The organism is Paraburkholderia largidicola, from assembly GCF_013426895.1.
GTDB lineage: Bacteria > Pseudomonadota > Gammaproteobacteria > Burkholderiales > Burkholderiaceae > Paraburkholderia > Paraburkholderia largidicola.
Map to the genome: position 1 here is coordinate 1,235,100 of NZ_AP023174.1, position 19,002 is coordinate 1,254,101.

Annotated in this window: 17 protein-coding genes and 1 pseudogene; 9 read left to right on the forward strand and 9 right to left on the reverse strand. The window is 63.7% G+C overall.

Annotation, left to right across the window (positions count from 1 at the left end):
• The first annotated feature begins 67 nt into the window (after window positions 1-67).
• Window positions 68-217, forward strand: a complete 150-nt coding sequence (locus PPGU16_RS05520) for a hypothetical protein (protein WP_180722036.1) — start codon at window positions 68-70, stop codon at window positions 215-217.
• Window positions 218-674: 457 nt separating this feature from the next.
• Here the strand turns inward: PPGU16_RS05520 and PPGU16_RS05525 are convergent, their stop codons facing one another.
• The 5 genes from PPGU16_RS05525 to thiC form a co-directional block, all read right to left on the reverse strand.
• Window positions 675-1,649 (reverse strand): DMT family transporter, encoded by a 975-nt coding sequence (locus tag PPGU16_RS05525; RefSeq protein WP_180722037.1) that lies wholly within the window; start codon window positions 1,647-1,649, stop codon window positions 675-677.
• Window positions 1,650-1,778: 129 nt separating this feature from the next.
• The gene (locus tag PPGU16_RS05530) at window positions 1,779-3,377 is read right to left on the reverse strand and encodes an L-lactate permease (RefSeq protein WP_180722038.1); all 1,599 of its coding nucleotides are present in this window, start codon (window positions 3,375-3,377) and stop codon (window positions 1,779-1,781) included.
• A gap of 311 nt (window positions 3,378-3,688) precedes the next feature.
• Complete coding sequence (locus tag PPGU16_RS42615; protein WP_180722039.1) at window positions 3,689-4,288, reverse strand: hypothetical protein; 600 nt, start codon at window positions 4,286-4,288, stop codon at window positions 3,689-3,691.
• 327 nt (window positions 4,289-4,615) lie between these two features.
• Window positions 4,616-4,828: a YMGG-like glycine zipper-containing protein gene (locus PPGU16_RS05540; protein ID WP_007585536.1), complete on the reverse strand. Its 213-nt coding sequence runs from the start codon at window positions 4,826-4,828 to the stop codon at window positions 4,616-4,618.
• An 891-nt stretch (window positions 4,829-5,719) separates the two neighbouring features.
• The gene (gene thiC, locus PPGU16_RS05545; RefSeq protein ID WP_180722040.1) at window positions 5,720-7,651 is read right to left on the reverse strand and encodes a phosphomethylpyrimidine synthase ThiC; all 1,932 of its coding nucleotides are present in this window, start codon (window positions 7,649-7,651) and stop codon (window positions 5,720-5,722) included.
• A gap of 539 nt (window positions 7,652-8,190) precedes the next feature.
• On the opposite strand from thiC, the gene PPGU16_RS05550 reads away from it, so the two are divergent.
• Window positions 8,191-8,652: a hypothetical protein gene (locus PPGU16_RS05550; protein WP_180722041.1), complete on the forward strand. Its 462-nt coding sequence runs from the start codon at window positions 8,191-8,193 to the stop codon at window positions 8,650-8,652.
• A 293-nt stretch (window positions 8,653-8,945) separates the two neighbouring features.
• Window positions 8,946-9,914 (forward strand): EamA family transporter, encoded by a 969-nt coding sequence (locus PPGU16_RS05555; protein WP_243460572.1) that lies wholly within the window; start codon window positions 8,946-8,948, stop codon window positions 9,912-9,914.
• A 30-nt stretch (window positions 9,915-9,944) separates the two neighbouring features.
• Here the strand turns inward: PPGU16_RS05555 and PPGU16_RS05560 are convergent.
• Window positions 9,945-11,985 (reverse strand): annotated as a pseudogene (locus tag PPGU16_RS05560) (2,4-dienoyl-CoA reductase FMN-binding domain-containing protein).
• Between the two features lie 367 nt (window positions 11,986-12,352).
• Here PPGU16_RS05560 and PPGU16_RS05565 point away from each other — a divergent pair.
• On the forward strand, window positions 12,353-13,141 hold the full coding sequence (locus PPGU16_RS05565) for a DUF4397 domain-containing protein (protein ID WP_180722042.1): 789 nt from the start codon (window positions 12,353-12,355) through the stop codon (window positions 13,139-13,141).
• Window positions 13,142-13,328: 187 nt separating this feature from the next.
• On the opposite strand, the gene PPGU16_RS05570 is transcribed toward PPGU16_RS05565, so the two are convergent.
• Both PPGU16_RS05570 and PPGU16_RS05575 read right to left on the reverse strand, forming a co-directional pair.
• Window positions 13,329-13,466: an entericidin A/B family lipoprotein gene (locus PPGU16_RS05570; RefSeq protein WP_007585547.1), complete on the reverse strand. Its 138-nt coding sequence runs from the start codon at window positions 13,464-13,466 to the stop codon at window positions 13,329-13,331.
• 230 nt (window positions 13,467-13,696) lie between these two features.
• Window positions 13,697-15,214 carry a sensor histidine kinase gene (locus PPGU16_RS05575; protein ID WP_180722043.1) on the reverse strand — a complete coding sequence of 506 codons (1,518 nt, stop codon included), beginning with the start codon at window positions 15,212-15,214 and terminating at the stop codon, window positions 13,697-13,699.
• 217 nt (window positions 15,215-15,431) lie between these two features.
• On the opposite strand from PPGU16_RS05575, the gene PPGU16_RS05580 reads away from it, so the two are divergent.
• The 5 genes from PPGU16_RS05580 to PPGU16_RS05600 all read left to right on the forward strand — a co-directional run bounded on the left by PPGU16_RS05580 (window position 15,432) and on the right by PPGU16_RS05600 (window position 17,740).
• Window positions 15,432-15,608 carry a DUF1328 domain-containing protein gene (locus PPGU16_RS05580; protein ID WP_007585549.1) on the forward strand — a complete coding sequence of 59 codons (177 nt, stop codon included), beginning with the start codon at window positions 15,432-15,434 and terminating at the stop codon, window positions 15,606-15,608.
• 88 nt (window positions 15,609-15,696) lie between these two features.
• The gene (locus PPGU16_RS05585; RefSeq protein WP_012400904.1) at window positions 15,697-15,858 is read left to right on the forward strand and encodes a DUF1328 domain-containing protein; all 162 of its coding nucleotides are present in this window, start codon (window positions 15,697-15,699) and stop codon (window positions 15,856-15,858) included.
• 99 nt (window positions 15,859-15,957) lie between these two features.
• Window positions 15,958-16,503 (forward strand): ferritin-like domain-containing protein, encoded by a 546-nt coding sequence (locus tag PPGU16_RS05590; RefSeq protein ID WP_180722044.1) that lies wholly within the window; start codon window positions 15,958-15,960, stop codon window positions 16,501-16,503.
• Between the two features lie 118 nt (window positions 16,504-16,621).
• Window positions 16,622-17,266 carry a response regulator gene (locus PPGU16_RS05595; RefSeq protein WP_180722045.1) on the forward strand — a complete coding sequence of 215 codons (645 nt, stop codon included), beginning with the start codon at window positions 16,622-16,624 and terminating at the stop codon, window positions 17,264-17,266.
• A 42-nt stretch (window positions 17,267-17,308) separates the two neighbouring features.
• Window positions 17,309-17,740 carry a response regulator gene (locus tag PPGU16_RS05600; protein WP_180722046.1) on the forward strand — a complete coding sequence of 144 codons (432 nt, stop codon included), beginning with the start codon at window positions 17,309-17,311 and terminating at the stop codon, window positions 17,738-17,740.
• 30 nt (window positions 17,741-17,770) lie between these two features.
• Here the strand turns inward: PPGU16_RS05600 and PPGU16_RS05605 are convergent, their stop codons facing one another.
• Window positions 17,771-18,985 carry an MFS transporter gene (locus tag PPGU16_RS05605; protein ID WP_180722047.1) on the reverse strand — a complete coding sequence of 405 codons (1,215 nt, stop codon included), beginning with the start codon at window positions 18,983-18,985 and terminating at the stop codon, window positions 17,771-17,773.
• Between the last annotated feature and the right edge of the window lie 17 nt (window positions 18,986-19,002).

Here is a 19,002-nt window from a genome sequence, read left to right on the forward strand (position 1 = left end):
GGTGACACGCACGTGCATGCGTTTTGCTCAGAGGTTGATCAGGCCAATCATCAAAAGGAGACCGGCCATGTTCGACGTCGTACCGTACTGGATGTGGGTAGTGAGCCTGATCGTGCTCGCCGTGATGTGCGGCGTGGCGCCGTCGTTCGAACCGCCGAAGGCTCGCGTGGCACTGCGTGACCGGCGCGGACTTCCCGGGCTCCGCAAGGTCCGTTGATCGTGATCATCGCGTGGGCCGGGCTTGAGCGCCGCGGCCCGCGCGTAACGTGACGTTACGCCGTAACGCACGCCCCACACGGCGACCCGCAACACCGTCTCTTTCGATTCTCCACACCAAATCAGGCACTTGCGCGAGACGAGGCAGTCCGTGCGTGTTTGGCACGCTAGCTGCTTTTAACTGTCCCGAGATTGACGTAGTGGGCCGCAAAGCCTGATGCAGTCTGGATTAGCGGGATGTCGACTGTGAACGCGCCCAGGCTCGAAAACCGCTGCGGACCGATGTGGTTAACGCTGGATTTGGACGGGCGTCTGCCAGCGCCTGTCTCGGTGGCCCCGTCGCCTATCCTCGTAGGGCGGCGGTTTCGCCCGCGCTCCATGGTTGGAGCGCGGGCCATTTTTTTGTTGCGACCACCGTCCCCGTTACGGGAAGGCGCGACGACGACCCTGCAAGCGAATCAGCAGCGCTCGCTCACGCGCCGTCCGCCGAAGCCAGGAATACGCTTGATCACGCCCGTCGCGAGCGCGGTGCCGATGAGAATCACCGCGCAGCCCTCGAGCATGCCCATCGACACGCGTTCGCCAAGAAACAGCGCGCCCCACAGGATGCCGAAGATGGGGATCACGAACGTCACGGTGATCGCGCGAGCAGGGCCGGCGACGGCGATCAGATGGAAGAACAGCATATAGGCGATGCCCGTGCACGCGACGCCCATCGCGATCACCGAGCCCCATGCCTTCGCGGACGGCGCGACGGCTGGCCATGACGACACGGCGAGCGGCAACAGCACGATCGTTGCGCCGATCATCGTGCCCGTCGCAACGGTGAGCGCGTCGACGCCCGTCAGATGCTTTTTCGTGTAGCTGGCGGCGATCCCATACAACAGCGTTGCGCCGAGTGCGGCGGCGGCCGCGAGCGCCGTCGTCGTGGGCGAGATGTTGGTGCCGGCTGGCGTCGCGATCTGATCCCACACGAGGATCAGCACGCCCGCGAAACCGATCGCAAGACCGATCGTACGTAGCGCGCTCAGACGGTCCTTGAGCCACAGGAAGGCAACCAGCGCGCCCCACAGCGGCGTCGTTGCGTTGATCACCGAGGTAACGCCGGCCGACAGCGTGATCTCGGCATACGCGAACAGACAGAACGGCGCGGCCGAATTGAGAATGCCGACGATGAGCAACGGCAGCGCGCGCGTGCGCAACGTCGCCGCCGACTCGCGCAACGGACGCCGCGCGACGAGCACGACCAGCAGAAACAGCGCGCCGATACCGACGCGCAGCGCCATCAGCGGTGCGACTCCGAAGTCGCTCACGCCAACGCGAATGAACAGGAAGGACGCGCCCCAGAGCGCGGCGAGGATAAGGAGCTGGAAGATGTTGACTGGATTCATCGTGAAGGTATCGCGCGCAGTTGAGTCGCGATGCGTACGCATGCTAACACCCAGATTACGCGCGTCGTTTCACGTTGAGATGAAACAGCAAGAATCGACAATCCGTCGCCGGGGATCGGCGCTATCACGCGGGCGCGAAGCGTGTCGCGCCCGCTATGCCATCGGCAGACGTCAATGCGGAATCATCCATTGCAGCACGTTCTGCTGCAGCCATACGAGAATGCCGAGCAGCACGGTCAGCAGGATCGAATGCTTGAAGGTCTTCGCGAACACATAGCCTTCCTTGCCTTTGAGATCGGTCGTCGCGACGCCCGTGGCGATGTTCTGCGGCGAGATCATCTTGCCCATCACACCGCCCGACGAGTTGGTCGCGGCCATCAGCACCGGGTTCAGGTTCAGCTGATTCGCAGCGACCACCTGCAGATTGCCGAACAGCGCGTTGCCCGACGTGTCGCTGCCGGACAGGAACACCGCGACCCAGCCAAGGAACGCCGACACCAGCGGGAAGAACGCGCCCACGGACGCCACGCCGAGACCGAGCGTGTAGTTCATGCCCGAGTAGTTCATCAGGTACGCGAGACCGACGATAGTCGCCACCGTCAGGATGGCGATGCGCGTCTGCACCCACGTATCGACGATTGCGCGGCCGAAGTCACTGGGTTTCAGCTTGACGACGAATGCCGTGATGAGCGCCGCGACGAGAATCGCGGTGCCTGTCGCGAGCGGCTGGAAGTCCCAGATCGCGCCATACGGCGCGTTGTACAGCGTGATGTAGACAGCCTTGTCGAGACCCGGCCACGGCACTTTCACGTCGCCGATCATGAAAATCTTCGCGATCGTCCAGATGATCACGACAGCCGACACGATCAGCCACGGATACCAGCCTTGTGTGCCCGTGATCTTGCCACGCGTCTCGTTCACCCGATCGACGTTGATGGCGAACGCGGGATCGGCGGCGGGGCGCCAGACGCGCAGGAAGGCAATTGTCAGGATCAGCGAGACCAGTGAGGACAGCACGTCCGTCAGGCTGTAGTTGATGAAGTTCGACGTGACGAACTGCGTCAGCGCGAAGCTGCCGCCCGACACCAGCAGCACGGGCCATACGCGAAGCATGTTGCGAAAGCCCGCGTACACGCCGATCACGTAGAACGGCAGCGCCAACGCGAAGAACGGCAACTGGCGGCCGACCATTTTGGCGAGGGAATCGACAGGCAGGTGCGTGACTGCGCCGAGCACGGTGATGGGCACGCCGAGCGCGCCGAACGCGACGGGTGCCGTGTTGAAGATCAGCGTGAAAGTCAGCGCTTCGAGCGGCGGGAAGCCGAGCAGGATCAGCAGCGAACTGGTGATCGCAATCGGCGTGCCGAAGCCCGAGATGCCTTCGAACAGCGCGCCGAACGAAAAGCCGATGACGACGAGCACGATGCGCCGGTCGTTCGGCAGATTGTCGATCATCCACATGCGGAAGGCGGCGAAGCGTCCCGAGTACTGCGCGATGTTGTAGAGCAGGATCGCGGTGACGACGATCCACATCACGGGCCAGCAGGCGAACACGGCGCCCGCCGCGACGGAATCGAGCGCGAGGCCGACGGGAAAGTGCCAGCCGATGATCGCAATCAGCAACCCGACGACGAGACCGGCAAGCGACGCCTGCCACGCCGGGCGGCGCGCCCAGCCGAGCAGCACGAGCACGACGAGAATGGGCAATGCGGCAACGAGGAACGATGGCAATAGCGAATTGCCGATGGGAGTCAGAAACTGGTGGAACATCACGTCTCCATCATTGTTGTTCGATTCGACGCGAAGACTGCACCTACGCGGCGAAGCGGCAGGGCTGGACGGATGAAAGCGGCGTAGCGCGCGGAGTGGGGAAAGCTGGAGAGCGCGCGACGTCGGATCACGCAATTAAACAGATGTTGCACAGGCAACCGCCAGCATAGAGCGCTGGCGATTCCAGTCAAGCAGGGAAAACGAAGAAGGTTGTTGCGGGAATAGAAGTGGGCGCTGAATCGTAGCGCGGGCATTCGCCGGCGTTCGCGGAACGGAACCGACGTTTCGACGGGTGCCGCATCTGGTACTGCTCAGTGCGAGCGCCCGTGGCCGCCCCCTGCCCAGGTATGGCCGCCACCGCCGCCCCAGCCGCCGCCACCACCCCATCCGCCATGACCGCCGCCCCAGTTGCCGTGTCCGCCGCCGCCCCAGTAGCCATGGCCGCCCCAATAGCCGTGATGTCCCCAGTAGCCGTAGTGGCCATAGTGGCCGCCGCCGCAGCACCCGCCCCAGTAGCCGAAGCTCAGCGAGATGGACGGTCCCCACCAGCCGGGCCAGCCGTAGTACGGATAACCGTATGGATAGACGGGGTACGCGACGGGGTAGTACGCGGGCGCGGCGTAAGCGGGTGCGACGTCGTAGGCTTGCGCGGTCGGATAGGACGCGCTGTCGCCCGGCATCGTGAACTGCGCCTGCGCGGAAGTTTGTGAGGGATCGCCTGCCGGATAGCCGGGCCCGACGGGCATTTCCTGTTGCGTCGCCGCCGTCGGCACAGTGGGATAAGCGGGGTAGTACCCGTAGCCGGGGTAGTAGCCGTACGGCGCATAGTAGTAGCAGCCGGACAGCACGCCCGACAGTGCCAGCGCTGCAACGGCGCTGGCGGCGCGCAACGTTGCATCGAGCGGTTTCATGACGTGCTCCTCGTGATCTCGCAGCGCCCATTTCGCGCGCTTTATCTAAAGAGCTTACGTCAGCATTTCAATGCGCACGTCACAAAGTGGTAACGGCTTATTTCATGCACGATCAGTGAACAGGACAGGTCCGGCGCGTACGTGCGCGCCGGACTTTGCCCATCTCCCTTCGGCTTTGAATTTCCGCGCCGCAACTGCACCGGTGTGGAATTCGAAGCCGTTTGCCTGCATCGCCTTCGACGGCGATTTGTCGTATCTCGTGTTGCGCGCGAATCGCTTTGAATCGATTGATGCGGGCGCTCGCGCTTCAGTCAATGGCTCGATGCGTTACTTGCCGACCTGGTTGCCAATCACGCCGCCGACAGCCGCGCCGCCCAACGTCGACAGTGCGTTACCGCCGATCGCCGCGCCCGCCGCGCCGCCCACGCCCGCGCCGATTGCCGTATCGCGCTGCCGCGTGGTCATGCCGTCGCATGCGGATAGACTTGCCACCACGGCGACGACCGTAGCCAGCGCACCGATTCGATGGAAGGTTTTCATGATTGCGTCTCCCTGTTGTTCCTGTCGACGGGATTTGCAAATCGCGATCCCGATCTGGTGATTCGATGGTATCGCTGCGTGCCGTTTCTGTTTGTATGGGCTTGTCAGGAAAGTGTCGGTTTCGTAATCAAATGTTTCGGGGATCGGTTTTGCTTTTGTTTTTTTGTTTTTGCTTTCGCTTTGCGCTGGCATCCGCGTGATGTTACTGGTTCGCAAGCGTCGCCCCTGTGCGGGGCGGCACCTACTTTTCTTTGCCGCCGCAAAGAAAAGTAGGCAAAAGAAAGCGGCTCACACCGCCAGCCCGTGTTCCTATCCACGGGCCCCCAACGTCCCCACATGTCACACGGTAACGCGTTGTTCGTTGCCCGTTGCCAGCGCTTCGAATGAACGCCTCACCCGCTTCGAATACCCGTACACGGGCCAGAGGCAGCGAATGGTATGTGCCGCCGAGGTGGCAAACGGTGTGTAGGTTGTCGCGTCGTATAGCGTGGCGCTCTTACAGCGTGGAGCGCGTGCGCTATCGGTCCGGAGTGAGGCGTGTGAGGCACTACGGCCGACACACAGTTTGCCACCTGGGCGGCGGGGGACTATCTGGTAGTGCGTGCCGCGACGCGGGCACATGAAGCGGGTGAGGCGCACTGCGAGAGCGTTGGCAACGAACGTGGGTCACGTGGTTACCGTTTGAAGCGTAAGAACCTGTGGGGGCCCTCAGGCAGGAACAAGGATTGGCGGTGTTAGCCGCTTTCTTTTGCCTACTTTTCTTTGCGGCGGCAAAGAAAAGTAGGTGCCGCCCCGCACAGGGGCGACGTTTGAAGCACGTAGGCATATCGCGGATGCCGGCACAGCACAGTACAGCACAGCACACCAACACCCACGCGCACCATTGCGCGTTCACTGCCGTTGATAAATCTCCGCGCCGCTCTTGATGAACTCGACGGCCTTCACTTCCATGCCTTTCTTCAGCGCGTCGGTATCGCTCATCCCTTCCTTCGCCGCGTAGTCGCGCACATCCTGCGTGATCTTCATCGAGCAGAAGTGCGGGCCGCACATCGAACAGAAATGCGCGACCTTCGCGGAATCCTTCGGCAAGGTTTCGTCGTGGAATTCGCGCGCCTTGTCGGGATCGAGGCCGATGTTGAACTGGTCTTCCCAACGGAACTCGAAGCGTGCCTTCGACAACGCGTTATCGCGCACCTGCGCGCCCGGATGGCCCTTCGCCAGATCGGCGGCGTGCGCGGCGAGCTTGTACGTGATGATGCCCGTCTTCACGTCGTCCTTGTTCGGCAGGCCCAGGTGCTCCTTCGGCGTCACGTAGCAAAGCATCGCCGTGCCGAACCAGCCGATCATCGCCGCGCCGATACCCGACGTGATGTGGTCGTAGCCGGGCGCGATGTCCGTCGTCAGCGGCCCGAGCGTGTAGAAGGGCGCTTCGTCGCACCATTCCAGCTGCAGGTCCATGTTCTCCTTGATGAGCTGCATCGGCACATGGCCCGGACCTTCGATCATCACCTGCACGTCGTGCTTCCACGCGATCTGCGTCAGTTCGCCGAGCGTCTTCAGCTCGCCGAGCTGCGCTTCGTCGTTCGCGTCGTAGATTGAGCCGGGGCGCAGACCGTCGCCGAGCGAGAAGCTCACGTCGTACGCCTTCATGATTTCGCAGATGTCTTCGAAGTGCTCGTACAGGAAGCTTTCCTTGTGATGCGCGAGACACCACTTCGCCATGATCGAGCCGCCGCGCGACACGATGCCCGTCATCCGGTTGGCGGTGAGCGGCACGTACTGCAGACGCACGCCCGCATGGATCGTGAAGTAGTCGACGCCCTGTTCGGCCTGTTCAATCAGCGTGTCGCGGAAGATTTCCCACGTCAGGTCCTCGGCCTTGCCGTTGACCTTTTCGAGCGCCTGATAGATCGGCACCGTGCCGATCGGTACGGGCGAATTGCGGATGATCCATTCACGCGTCTCATGAATGTGCTTGCCCGTCGACAGATCCATGACCGTGTCGCCGCCCCAGCGGATCGCCCACGTCATCTTGTCGACTTCTTCGCCGATCGACGACGTCACGGCCGAATTGCCGATGTTCGCGTTGATCTTCACGAGGAAGTTGCGGCCGATGATCATCGGTTCGCTTTCCGGGTGATTGATGTTCGCCGGGATGATCGCGCGGCCGCGCGCGACTTCCTCGCGCACGAACTCAGGCGTGATCTCCGTCAAGCCGTTCGGGCCGAATGCGCTCGCGCCGAATGCCTGGCCGGGATGCTGGCGGCCCATCATCGCGGCGAGCTTCGCGCCCGTCGGGCCGCTCGTCTTCAGGCTCTCCAGATACTCGGCGCGGCGCTGGTTCTCGCGAATCGCGATGTATTCCATTTCCGGCGTGATGATGCCTTGCTTCGCGTAGTGCATCTGCGACACGTTCTTGCCAGGCTGCGCGCGGCGCGGCGTGCGATGCAGGCCGGGAAAGCGCAGCTGCGCGGTGGCGGGATCGGCGGCGCGCTCGCGGCCGTAATCGCTCGACAGACCGTCCAGCGACTCCGTGTCGCCGCGTGCTTCGATCCAGCCTTGACGCAGCGCGGAAAGGCCCGCGCGAATGTCGATTTTCGCGTCCGGATCGGTGTACGGGCCCGACGTGTCGTACACGTAGATGGGCGGATTCTTTTCGCCGCCGAAGCCCGTTGGCGTATCCGATTGCGTGATTTCACGCATCGGCACGCGGATATCGGGCTGCGAGCCGGTCACGTAGACCTTGCGCGAGTTCGGCAGCGGCGCGACGGCGGCTTCGTCGACGTGGGCGTTCGCGGAAATGAATTTCGGGTTGGCGTTCATGCGTCTCTCCATGCAAATGTGGGGCGTTACAGCTACGCAGGAGAACGAGACGGAGGGGAAGTAGACCGGGTTCGCGCGAGGAGGTGAAACGGTACGGCAGGTGAAGCGGCGAGCCCGAACGCTTCCCTGCGCTGGCATTATCCAGATCAGGTTCAAAGGGTATTTCTCACCCACGCCATGCGGTGCCCGTTGTCTTTCAGGCGACGCACAACGCAGGACCCCCGCGTTAGCAGCGCACACGATAACCTGGCCGGGCCGGGTTTGGCAACTTGTCTTGAAATTGGCGGAATGCGCGGACCCTTCGCGCATGACGACCGACGGACAAGCCGCGCTGCGCCTCGCTTTCATTGCATTTACACGGGTCGCGCACGCCGCGCGTCCGATTCAGACCGTAATCTCAATAATGCAGGGAAAGACCTCATCCCCTGACCGACTTCGATCAACCTTATTCAAGATTGCCCGAAGAGAGCCGATATACCCAATCAAGGCGGATAATTAATCAGTCAGCCTAATCAAAATCGTTTCAATCGGAGAGTGCAATGAAGTCAGCAAACGGGTCGATAGCTGCGATGACTGCATGTGTCGTTGCGGCAGGCGTATGGCTGCCGTCGGCGGTTGACGCAGCGCAATTTCAGACGGGTGGGACGATTACCTTTACGGGCGCCATTGTCGCGCCGTCATACGGCATCTCGACTCACGTTTCAGGAAGTTATCAAGGATTCCATACGGAAAAAACTGGAGGCGAGAATGCATCGACGGTCGATGTCACGTTTGCGCCTGCGCTGAACACGTCGCTGGCCGCGCACGTTTCGCTGCTGGTCAACACGGACGCAGGCGTGGTCACACCGCATACGCTAAAGACGCGCTTCACCGACAACGCGAAGCACGTCGCCCAGTCGGCGGACGCAGCGTACAGCGTGGGCCGCGCCGGCGGCACGCTGTCGATCGTGGGCGGCGCGCAAACGGAGAGGGCGGTGACGGTGCTGGTGAGCTACGACTGACCCCGGCGAATCCGGGCGGGCGGCGCGATGGTCGCCCGCGTCCGTCGTTTCATCTCGCTTACAACGAAAGTTACGATTCTCTTGCCGGAGGAATGTCCAGATATTGCATAATGCTCGGCGGCGCGAGCGATTCGCGCCCGTTGGCTGCTTTTGTTGCATTCTGCATCGCGTAGGCCATCAATTCGCACCATTGACCTGGTGCTTCCCTTGCCGTTCGACATCCGCTCTACTGCCATGCCCGCCCGCTTTGCCCTTTCTGCCGCGTCGCCGATGCGGCGCCTGCCGTCCCGTTCATGGGTGTTCAGCGGGGCCGCGGCGCAATCGCCGGCACGGGCGGGCTGAACGTGGCGCTGAATATTCCTGACCGTTTCCCGTTCCGCCTGCCGCAATCCCACGGTGGACAGATCGCGCTCGCGCTGGGCGTCGTTTATATCGTGTGGGGCTCGACGTATCTTGCCGTGCACGTTGCGCTTGGATCGTTTCCGCCGCTGCTGCTGTCGGGGCTGCGCAACTTCTTCGCGGGCGTCGGACTGTTCATCTTCGCGATGCGCCGCAAGCCCGTGTGGCCGCCGCTCACGGAAATCCGCAATGCGGGGCTGGTGGGCACGATGCTCGTCGGCCTGTCGAGCGGGATGCTCGCGTACGGGATGCGCACCGTCGGCACGGGCACGGCGGCCGTGATGGTCGCGACCGTGCCGCTGTTCGCCACCGTCATCGCGGCGATCGCCGGGCGCAAGATCGGCCGGGGCGAATGGTTCGCGATCGGGCTGGGGCTCGTCGGCATCGCGATTCTCAGTCATGGCGACCAGAGCTCGGGCTCGGCGGGCGGCAGTCTCGCCATTCTCTGCGGCGCGCTGTTCTGGGCGGGCGGCGCGCATCTGGCGTCGCGCCTCAAGCTGCCGTCGGACCTGTTTCTGTCGACGTCGCTGCAAATCGGCCTGGGCGGCGCGATGTCGACGCTGGTCGCGTGGCTCTCGGGCGAGCGGATGATGGACATTCACTTTCTGCCCGTCGTCGCGTTCCTGTATCTGATGCTGATCGGCACGATGGCCGCTTACGTCGCGTACGGCTTCCTGATCCGGCACACGAGCCCGATCATCGCGAGCAGCTGCATGTACGTGAACCCGGTGGTCGCGGTGGCGCTGGGCGCGCTGCTGCTAGGCGAGCCGGTGACGCGCGCGACCGTCGTCGCGACGTGCGTGATTCTGGCGAGTGTCGGGCTGTCGTTCTGGTTCGACTATCGGCGGCGCGGCACGGCTTGAGAGCCGCCAGCGCGACAGTCGATACCGCGTCTACAACCGTGCGGCAAGCTCCGCGCCTTCACGGATCGCGCGTTTCGCGTCGAGTTCCGTCGCCACCGAGGCTCCGCCGATCAAATGAAAGCGCGGCCCATCCACAGCGGGTGAGCTGGACGTAGCGGGGTAGAGGTCGCGCAACGACTCCTGCCCCGCGCACACCACGATCGTATCGACGTCGAGCCATTGCTCGCTGCCCGCGCGTTCGATCAACAGCCCGCGCTCCGTGATCTGCCGGTACGTGACGCCATCGAGCATCTTCACCTGGTTGCGCACGAGCGCCGCGCGGTGCACCCACCCCGACGTCTTGCCGAGGCCCGCGCCGAGCTTGCCGGCCTTGCGCTGCAATAGCCAGAGTTCGCGCATGGGGACGCAGGCGCGTGGCGTTCTCAGGCCGCCGCGCCCGCTCACGGACAGATCGACACCCCATTCGTCCGTCCAGCTTTCGCGCGACAGCGGCAGCGGCTCGTCCGCGGGATGCAGCAGGAATTCGCTGACGTCGAAGCCGATGCCGCCCGCGCCGATCACGGCGACGCGCTGTCCGACCTGCGCGCCGCGCAGCACGTCGACATACGACAGCACATTCGGCCCGTCGATGCCGTCGATCGCGGGACGGCGCGGCACGATGCCTGTGGCGACGATCACGTCGTCGAACGCGGAAGCCGCGAGCAGTGCAGGATCGACGCGCGTGCCCAGGCGCACGTCGACGCCGTGCCTCGTCAACTGGCTGCCGAAATAACGGATCGTCTCGCTGAACTCCTCCTTGCCGGGCACGCACATCGCCAGATTGAACTGGCCGCCGATGGTTGCAGCCGCATCGAACAGCGTCACGCGATGGCCGCGCGCGGCCGCCACGGTCGCCGCCGACAAACCCGCCGGTCCCGCGCCGATCACGGCCACGGGCGCGCGGCGGCTGATGCGAAGCGAGCGGCCGATACACGAGTTCCGTCTCGCGGCCAGCGCGCGGATTGACGAGACACGTTGCACGTTTGTTCTGAAACGTGTGATCGAGACATGCCTGATTGCACGCGATGCAGGTGTTGATTTCATCCGCGCGTCCTTCGGCTGCTTTGACGACGAACTCGGGGTCGGCGAGCAGCGGCCGCGCCATCGACACCAGATCGCCCGCGCCTTGTGCAAGCAGGTCTTCGGCGACCTCCGGCGTATTGATCCGGTTCGACACGATCACGGGCACGCCCACGGCCGCCTTCAGGCGCACCGCCAACGGCGCGAACGCGGCGCGCGGCACGGACGTGACGATGGTCGGCACGCGCGCCTCATGCCAGCCGATACCCGTGTTGAAGATCGTGACACCCGCCGCTTCGAGCGCCTTCGCGATCTGCACGGTTTCATCCCACGTATTGCCACCTTCGACGAGATCGATCAGCGACAGCCGGTACACGACGATGAAGCGCTCGCCGCACGCGGCGCGCACGGCCTGCACGACTTCGCGCGCGATGCGCATCCGGTTCTCGAGACTGCCGCCGTAGGCATCGTCGCGCCGGTTCGTGCGCGGACACAGAAACTGGTTCAGCAGATAGCCTTCGCTGCCCATGATCTCCACGCCGTCGTAGCCGGCGCGCTGCGCGAGCCGCGCACAGCGGGCGTACGCACGCACGGTTCGCGCTATGCCGGCCAGCGTCAACGCGCGCGGCTTGAACATCGAGATAGGCGACTTCAGCGCCGACGCCGACACGACCAGCGGCTGATAACCGTAGCGCCCCGCATGCAGGATCTGCAGCGCGATCTTGCCGCCTTCTTCGTGGACCGCTCGCGTCAGCTTGCGGTGATTGTGCAGATCGAAGACCGAGTTCAGCGTGCCGCCGAATGGCAGCAGCCAGCCTTCGCGATTCGGCGAGATGCCGCCCGTGATGATGAGGCCCGCGCCGCCTTTGGCGCGCTCGCGAAAGTAGGCGGCGAGCTTCGGATAGTTCCAGAAGCGGTCCTCCATGCCCGTATGCATCGAACCCATCACCACGCGGTTGCGCAGGCGCGTGAAGCCCAGATCGAGTTCGGACAAGAGCCGTGGGTAAGACATGCAAGGCACCATGTAAAGTTGGGACCGCTCGAACGATACACGCGCGTTCGCGCAAAACCTCCGAGGGAAAATTCTAATCGCCTCCCGACCCCGGATTCTGAAAGCCGCTTTTATTCGTCTGTCGTGGGTAATGACCACCGCGGCACGGCGATTGCTGTCCGCAATCGTCCAATCGATGCGGGCAAGTCGATCCTCAAAGCGCTGGCCGACCTCGTGGACATATGAAAGGCGCGTCGCCATGACGGACGCGCAGTTGAGGCCCTACGGCGGATAACGACACATAACGTCGACCAAAGAAACGGACCCGACTGCGCAGGCGGCAAGCCGCAGATCAACGGGCTCAAGCCCAATCAGGGAGAGGTGGCAAATGAAGGTTATCAGGACCATGGCGGCGCTCATCGGAGCGGCCGCGCTCGTGTCGGCGTGCGGTGGAAGCTCGAACGACGTCGGCAAGGAACTCGGGTTGCAAAATCCGTTGATCCATTTCGTGCACGCTATTCCAGGCGGCCCTGCCGTCGACTTTCTCGTCAACGGCGGCGCGTTGCAGAAGAACATCTCGTACAAGAACGTGACGAACTTCGCGAACATCAACACGGGGCAGACATCCGTGGCGTATGCGGCGACGGGGACCACGACCGCGCTCGCGAGCGGCACCTTCTCCGATGTCGCGAAGGGTCACGAGTATACGGTGATCGCGGTGCCGGGTTCGACGGGCGCTGATATCGGTCTGATCGACGATCCGTTCGACAAGGGCCTGCTGTCGAACAGCGCGCGCGTGCGGGGCTTCAATGCATCGCTGAACGCGTCGAACCTCGACCTGTATCTGGTTCCCGCGAGCAACACCAGCATCACGAGCGCCAGTCCGACGCTGGCAGGCGTGTCCTTCAAGAACGCGGTGCCTGCGAGCGGCCAGGACTCGGTCTACGTGTCGGGCGGCACGTATGTGCTGATCGCGACGACGGCGGGTAGCAAGACGCCGATCTTCCAGTCGAGTTCGTTCGATCTCGCGAACAACGCGGACTGGCTCGTGACGTCGGTGCCGATCGGCGGCGTGCTCAGCCAGTTGCTGCCGAACCAGATCCACCTGCTCGTCGCGCAGGGCGGCAACACGAGCCAACCGGCGCTTGAATTGACTAACACGTTGAACGGCCAATAAAACAACGACGGCATGGCCTGATGACGATGCAGTAGCAGGGGGGACGGCACGGCGGCTCATGCAAATGGGCCGCCGTTCTGTTTTGGGCGCCTGATTCGTACACCAGAAGCGCAGGCGCAAAAAAACCGCCGCGAAATACGCGGCGGTGAGGGTAATGGGTGAATCGGATCGACCGGTGGCTGCGATATCAGTCGGAGTGCTTCTCAGCCGAATTGGTGATGGCGTTGCCGCCCTTGGAGATGTCCTGGCCGGCGCCGGCCATCGTGTTGCAGGCGGCTAGCAGCGTCGTGCCCGCGAGCAGCAGAAGTGCGATGAGTCGTGTCATGAGTTTTCTCCCTATCTGGAATAGTCAGGAATCTTCGACGGTTGCTTCGATCGATTCGCGCGCGCCGGTCTGGTCAGGTATTGCATTCGACATCGCCCGGCGTGCGCGCCCTGTCGTCCGACCGGGGCGTCGCGCCAGCCGATCCGGTCTGATTCCATGGTAAGAGACGCGTTGCCGCGATGCTGTCAGAGGCGCCACGATTTTCGTGTCGGCGCAATCCTACGTGGACATCAAAGGCGTTCGGCGGGCGCGTGGCCCTGGGTGCTTGTGCTGTCCGGAACGGTACCCGGTGCTTCCTCAACGATCCGATCGACGCCCAGACTGTCTTCCTTCGTCCCGCGAACGGTCGGCACGGGCAGCACGACGTGTATGTCGGTGCCGTGCAGCTCGCCACGCCGGATGTCGAAGCGTCCGCCGCGCGCGGCCACGCGCTGGCGCATGCCCATCAGTCCATGCGTATGCGTGCGCGTCAGATCGGCGGGCATGATACCGACGCCGTTGTCGGCGATATGCAGCGACACCTCGCCGTGGCCGGTGCTCAAGGTGATCGTGACCTGCGTCGCGCGCGCGTACTTCGCTGCGTTGGTCAGCGACTCCTGCGCGACACGAAAAAGCGCGATCTCGGTCTGCTCGTCGAGTTGCAGTTCGTCGCTGGGCAGATGCAGGTCGAGCGCCCAGCCATTGCGTTGCGCGGCTTCGTCGGCGAGCGTGCGCAGCGCGGTCACGAGGCCGAAGTTCGCGAGCACGGTCGGCCGCATGTCCTCGATGATGCGTCGCTTGAGCGCGATGCCCTGATCGAGCGTCTCGAGCGCACGCGTCAGTTTCTCCGCGATTGCCGGGTCGGTGTCCTGGAGTTTGCGCCGCGCCCACGCGACATCCATCTTGCTCGCCGTGAGAATCGCGCCGAGTTCGTCGTGGAGTTCGCGCGCCAACTGGGTCTTCTCGTTTTCGCTGACGGCCTGCAAGTGCCAGCCAAGCGCTTCGAGTTGCCGCGTGCGCTCGTTGACGAGTTGATCGAGTTCTTCCTGCTGCGTGATCAACTGTTTTTGCGCGCGCGCCTGGCTGTCGAGCTGAATGCCGAGATTGCGGAACAGCAGAATGAACAACACGATATTGAGCGCGGACAGGCCCGCCGCGACGAAGGTGGAGACACGCTGGTCGGCGCGGCTCGCGTCGAGCGCGCGCTGCGCGCGGCGCTCTTCGTTGTCGCGCAGTAAAGAGAGCGTGCTGGTCACGAGCGATGCATCGACGCTGCTGTTTGCCGCTGCGCCGCCGCAAGCGACCAGATCGAGCGGATGGGACGCCGCCTGCTGTAACGCATGTGCGCCGCTGCCGATGCGCGCGCCGATCAGCGCGGCGATCTGCGTGAAGCTGGACAGTTCCGCGCTGTCGGCGGCGCGTTTGAAGTATGCGTCGAGCGAACGGATGCTGCGGCGGATATCGGCGGCGCGTGCGCAATAGCTGCGCGCGTCGGCATCGTCCCTCGTCAGCAGAAAGCGGCTTTCATGCGATTGCAACAACGCGAGTTGTCCGGCGAGGTCGCTGAGCTGCACGCTCGCGTTGCGGGCTTCGAGCGCCGTTTCGTATTCCGACGCGATGCGTTGCCGCGCCGTTTCCAGAATGACGAGACCGCCGCACGTGATGACGATCGCGACCGTCATCGCGATGGCCCAGCTGCGCTGATGCATCCAGTCCGCAAGCCTGGTGGTGAATCCCGCTTCCGCGCCCTCTGACACTGCACTCTCCATGCGATGAAGTCATCGACAGTGTAGCGTCGCGCGGCGCGTTTGAGTCGTGCGAGCGTCCCGAACGGGCCGCCAGACGCCTCGCCGAAAGCGGATGTCGGCGGATTCCCACACGAAAAACAGCGCGCGCCCGAATGCGGGTACGCAACGTGCTCCGTACGATGAGTGCTAGGAATCCATAGCGACCATTCAGCCACATTAGCCAAGGGAGGTTGCCATCATGCTCAAGTGGGCGTTGTTCTTCGCCGTGATCGCCGTGATCGCGGGGCTGCTCGGATTCACAGGCGTTGCTGCAGGTGCGGCGGCGATCGCGAAGTTCCTGTTCGTGGTGTTCCTGATCCTGTGCGTCGTGTTCCTCGTGCTCGGCTTCGTCATCACGAAGAAGATCGTCGATTAGCGAAGCCCGGAGGCAACTCAGGATCAAGCGCGGGCCGCTCGAACGGGGTCTGCTGCCAGTCATCGCTTAAACAGGAAGGAGCGTTGTCATGCTGCATTACGCACTCGTGTTCTTCGTGATCGCGATCATCGCCGCTGTGTTCGGCTTCACCGGCATTGCCGCCGGCGCCGCCGAAATAGCCAAGATTCTGTTCTACATCTTCCTGGTGGTGTTCGTCGTCACGCTGCTGCTTGGCGTGTTCCGAACCTAGCGCAAGCAATACGCCCGCATCGCGCACGCTGTGCCGCCACACATGACAGACGGTGGCCGCGTGTGCGTTTCCCACAATACCGGAACAAGGAGTCAGTCAATGTCGAACGCAACCAAAGGCGAATTCGTGATGGACCTCGAACGCATTCGCCAGCAGGCACGCAAGGATATGGACGATGGTCCCGTCACGCAGACCTATGGCGCGGATCGCAAGACCGTGCTGAAGCTGCTCAACGGCTCGCTCGCGACGGAACTCGTCTGCGTGCTGCGCTACAAGCGCCACTATTTCATGGCGAAGGGCATCAATTCAGAAGCGGTCGCGCAGGAGTTCCTCGAACACGCGAACGAAGAGCAGGGCCATGCGGACACGCTCGCGGCGCGCATCGTGCAACTCGGGGGCGAGCCGGACTTTGCGCCGGACAGTCTGTCGAAGCGCTCGCACTCGGAATACAAGGAAGGCTCGAACCTGACCGACATGATCCGCGAGAACCTGATCGCGGAGCGCATTGCGATCGATACCTATCGCGAGATCATCCGTTATCTCGGCGACACCGACGTCACGACGCGCCGGATCTTCGAAGAGATTCTCGCCGTCGAGGAAGAGCACGCGGACGATATGGCCGATCTGCTGTCGGGTCGCGAGTGAGGGGAAAGGGCGGCTGGGCGCGAAGGCAACGGGCGGCGTGCGGTTCGCGCCGCGCCCGTCTTCGCAACCTTCGCAATCCTGTAGAGCACATGCATTTGCACTGCGATAAACCACATCCATGATTCGAGTGCTGATAGCGGACGACCACGCGATCGTTCGGGGCGGGTTCAGACAGTTCGTCGCTGACGAGCCGGACATGTGCGTCGCGGCGGAAGCATCGACGGGCGACGAAACGATCCGCCTCGTGCGCGAGCAGCTAACGGGCGAGCCTTTCGACGTCGTGTTGCTCGATATCGCGATGCCCGACAAGAACGGCATCGACACGTTGCGCGTGATCCGCCAGATGCGACCCGAGCAGGGCGTGCTGATCCTGTCGGGCTATCCGGAGAGCCAGTACGCAATCAACCTGTTGCGCGCGGGCGCGAACGGCTATCTGAACAAGGACTGCGAGCCCGACGAGATCGTGCGTGCCATCCGTTCGGTCGCGCGCGGGCATCGCTATCTGTCGGAGGCCGTTGCCGATACGCTCGCGAACAGTCTCGACAAGCCTGCTGCGACGAACCCGCATGAACAGCTATCGGAACGCGAGTTCCAGATCTTCTGCAAGCTCGCATCAGGTCAGATTCCGACCGATATCGCCGGTGAGTTGCATCTGTCGGTGAAAACGGTCAGCACGTATCGCGCGCGCGTGCTCGAAAAGATGCACATGACGAACAACGCGGACATGACCTACTACGCGATCAAGAACGGCCTGATCGAATGAACGAATGAACCCGTGACGACCCGCGAGCATGGAACGCAACCGATGAACGCCGACTCCCTCACTGCACACACCGATTCCGGCCGCGCGCCGTTGCGTGTGCTGCTGATCGAGGATTCGCCGCTGATCCGGCGCAGCATCGTCGAAGCGATCGATGCGTCGGGCGTGATGCAGGTGGCCGCGCAGGCCGAATCCGCCGACGAGGCGATCGCGCTGCTGGATGGCGAAGCGTTCGACGCCGTAATCGTCGATCTGCAACTGAAGGGCGGATCGAGCGTGCCGGTGCTGGCGTATATGCAAAGAGAAGGATTGATCGAGTCGACGTTTGCCGCCGTGCTGACCAACCATGCGTTGCCCGCGTACCGCGAGCGCTGCCAGCAATATGGCGTGCGGCATTTCTACGACAAGTCGTTCGAGTTCGATCGCGTGATCGACGCGCTGCACGAATATGCGCAGGCGCGTCTGGAAGCGCGATAGCGGGTTTCGCGCAGCGAAATCAGATCGACATCACTCCGTCGCGCCCGAAGCCGCCAGCGGCTCGGGACGCCCGCGCAGATGATTGAGCCCGGCAACCGCGGTAAACAGCAGACCGGCGATACTCACGCCCACCCAACCGAACAGCGGCCACACGAACGCGCCGACGCCCGACCCGATCGCGCCACCGATGAAATAGCAGACCATGAACACCGTGTTCACGCGGCTGCGCGCTTCGGGTTTCAGCGCGTAGATGCGCGACTGGTTGGAGATCTGCGCGCCTTGCACGCCGACATCGAGCACGATCACACCGATCACGAGGCCAATCAGGCTCGAACCCGACAGCGCGAACACGACGAACGACAGGGCCGCCAGCGCAATCGACAGCGAAACGATCGCACGCGGCCCGCGCCGGTCGGCGAACTTGCCCGCGAGCGGTGCGGCCATTGCGCCCGCCGCGCCGACGATACCGAACAGACCCGCCACCTGCGGCCCGTAGTGAAACGGCGCGCCTGCCAGCAGCAGCGCGAGCGTCGACCAGAACAGGCTGAACGCGGCGAACAGCGCGGCGCCCGTCATCGACGCTTCGCGCAGGCCGCGCAGTTCGACGGCGAGATGCCACATCGAGCCGAGCAGCTTGCCGTAGGCAAGCGTCGACGTGGGCTTGCTGCGCGGCAGCCTCGCGATGATGACGGCGGCGAGCACCAGCAACGCGATGATCGATGCGCCGAACACCGCGCGCCAGCCGAGGTACTGGCCGACGAAGCCGGCCGCCGTGCGCGCGAGCAGAATGCCGAGCAGCAATCCGCTCATGACGGTGCCGACGGCGTGGCCGCGTCGCGACGGCGGCGCGAGTTCGGCGGCGAACGGCACGGCCTGTTGCGCGATTGTCGCGAGGATGCCGATCGCGAGACTCGCGACCACGAGCACCGACAGATTCGGCGCGGCAGCCGCGAACAGCAGCGCGACACACAGCGCGGCAATCTGCAGCAGGATCAGCTCGCGGCGGTCGAAGCGGTCGCCGAGGGGCGCGAGCAGCAGCATGCCTGCCGCGTAGCCGAGCTGGGTCATCGTCGGCACCACGCCGATCCACGACGCGCTTTGCGGAAACGACAGACGGAAGTCGTCCAGCAGCGGCTGGTTGTAGTAGATGTTTGCGACGGAGACGCCCGCGATCGTCGCAAGCAGTAGCAGAAGGCTGTTCAGCGATCGGTCAGTTGCGGTGTGGTCGGAGGCGGGCGTGGACATGATGCAGCGGCCGGCGC

Bases quoted from the DNA above. Each gene is read 5' to 3' on its own strand.
- PPGU16_RS05525 (WP_180722037.1), bottom strand. From the start codon at position 1,649: ATGCGTACGCATCGCGACTCAACTGCGCGCGATACCTTCACGATGAAT.
- PPGU16_RS05580 (WP_007585549.1), top strand. From the start codon at position 15,432: ATGCTCAAGTGGGCGTTGTTCTTCGCCGTGATCGCCGTGATCGCGGGG.
- PPGU16_RS05565 (WP_180722042.1), top strand. From the start codon at position 12,353: ATGAAGGTTATCAGGACCATGGCGGCGCTCATCGGAGCGGCCGCGCTC.
- PPGU16_RS05555 (WP_243460572.1), top strand. From the start codon at position 8,946: ATGGGTGTTCAGCGGGGCCGCGGCGCAATCGCCGGCACGGGCGGGCTG.
- PPGU16_RS05605 (WP_180722047.1), bottom strand. From the start codon at position 18,985: ATGTCCACGCCCGCCTCCGACCACACCGCAACTGACCGATCGCTGAAC.
- PPGU16_RS05575 (WP_180722043.1), bottom strand. From the start codon at position 15,214: ATGGAGAGTGCAGTGTCAGAGGGCGCGGAAGCGGGATTCACCACCAGG.
- PPGU16_RS42615 (WP_180722039.1), bottom strand. From the start codon at position 4,288: ATGAAACCGCTCGATGCAACGTTGCGCGCCGCCAGCGCCGTTGCAGCG.
- PPGU16_RS05530 (WP_180722038.1), bottom strand. From the start codon at position 3,377: ATGTTCCACCAGTTTCTGACTCCCATCGGCAATTCGCTATTGCCATCG.
- PPGU16_RS05570 (WP_007585547.1), bottom strand. From the start codon at position 13,466: ATGACACGACTCATCGCACTTCTGCTGCTCGCGGGCACGACGCTGCTA.
- PPGU16_RS05540 (WP_007585536.1), bottom strand. From the start codon at position 4,828: ATGAAAACCTTCCATCGAATCGGTGCGCTGGCTACGGTCGTCGCCGTG.
- PPGU16_RS05550 (WP_180722041.1), top strand. From the start codon at position 8,191: ATGAAGTCAGCAAACGGGTCGATAGCTGCGATGACTGCATGTGTCGTT.
- PPGU16_RS05585 (WP_012400904.1), top strand. From the start codon at position 15,697: ATGCTGCATTACGCACTCGTGTTCTTCGTGATCGCGATCATCGCCGCT.
- PPGU16_RS05600 (WP_180722046.1), top strand. From the start codon at position 17,309: ATGAACGCCGACTCCCTCACTGCACACACCGATTCCGGCCGCGCGCCG.
- PPGU16_RS05595 (WP_180722045.1), top strand. From the start codon at position 16,622: ATGATTCGAGTGCTGATAGCGGACGACCACGCGATCGTTCGGGGCGGG.
- PPGU16_RS05520 (WP_180722036.1), top strand. From the start codon at position 68: ATGTTCGACGTCGTACCGTACTGGATGTGGGTAGTGAGCCTGATCGTG.
- thiC (WP_180722040.1), bottom strand. From the start codon at position 7,651: ATGAACGCCAACCCGAAATTCATTTCCGCGAACGCCCACGTCGACGAA.
- PPGU16_RS05590 (WP_180722044.1), top strand. From the start codon at position 15,958: ATGTCGAACGCAACCAAAGGCGAATTCGTGATGGACCTCGAACGCATT.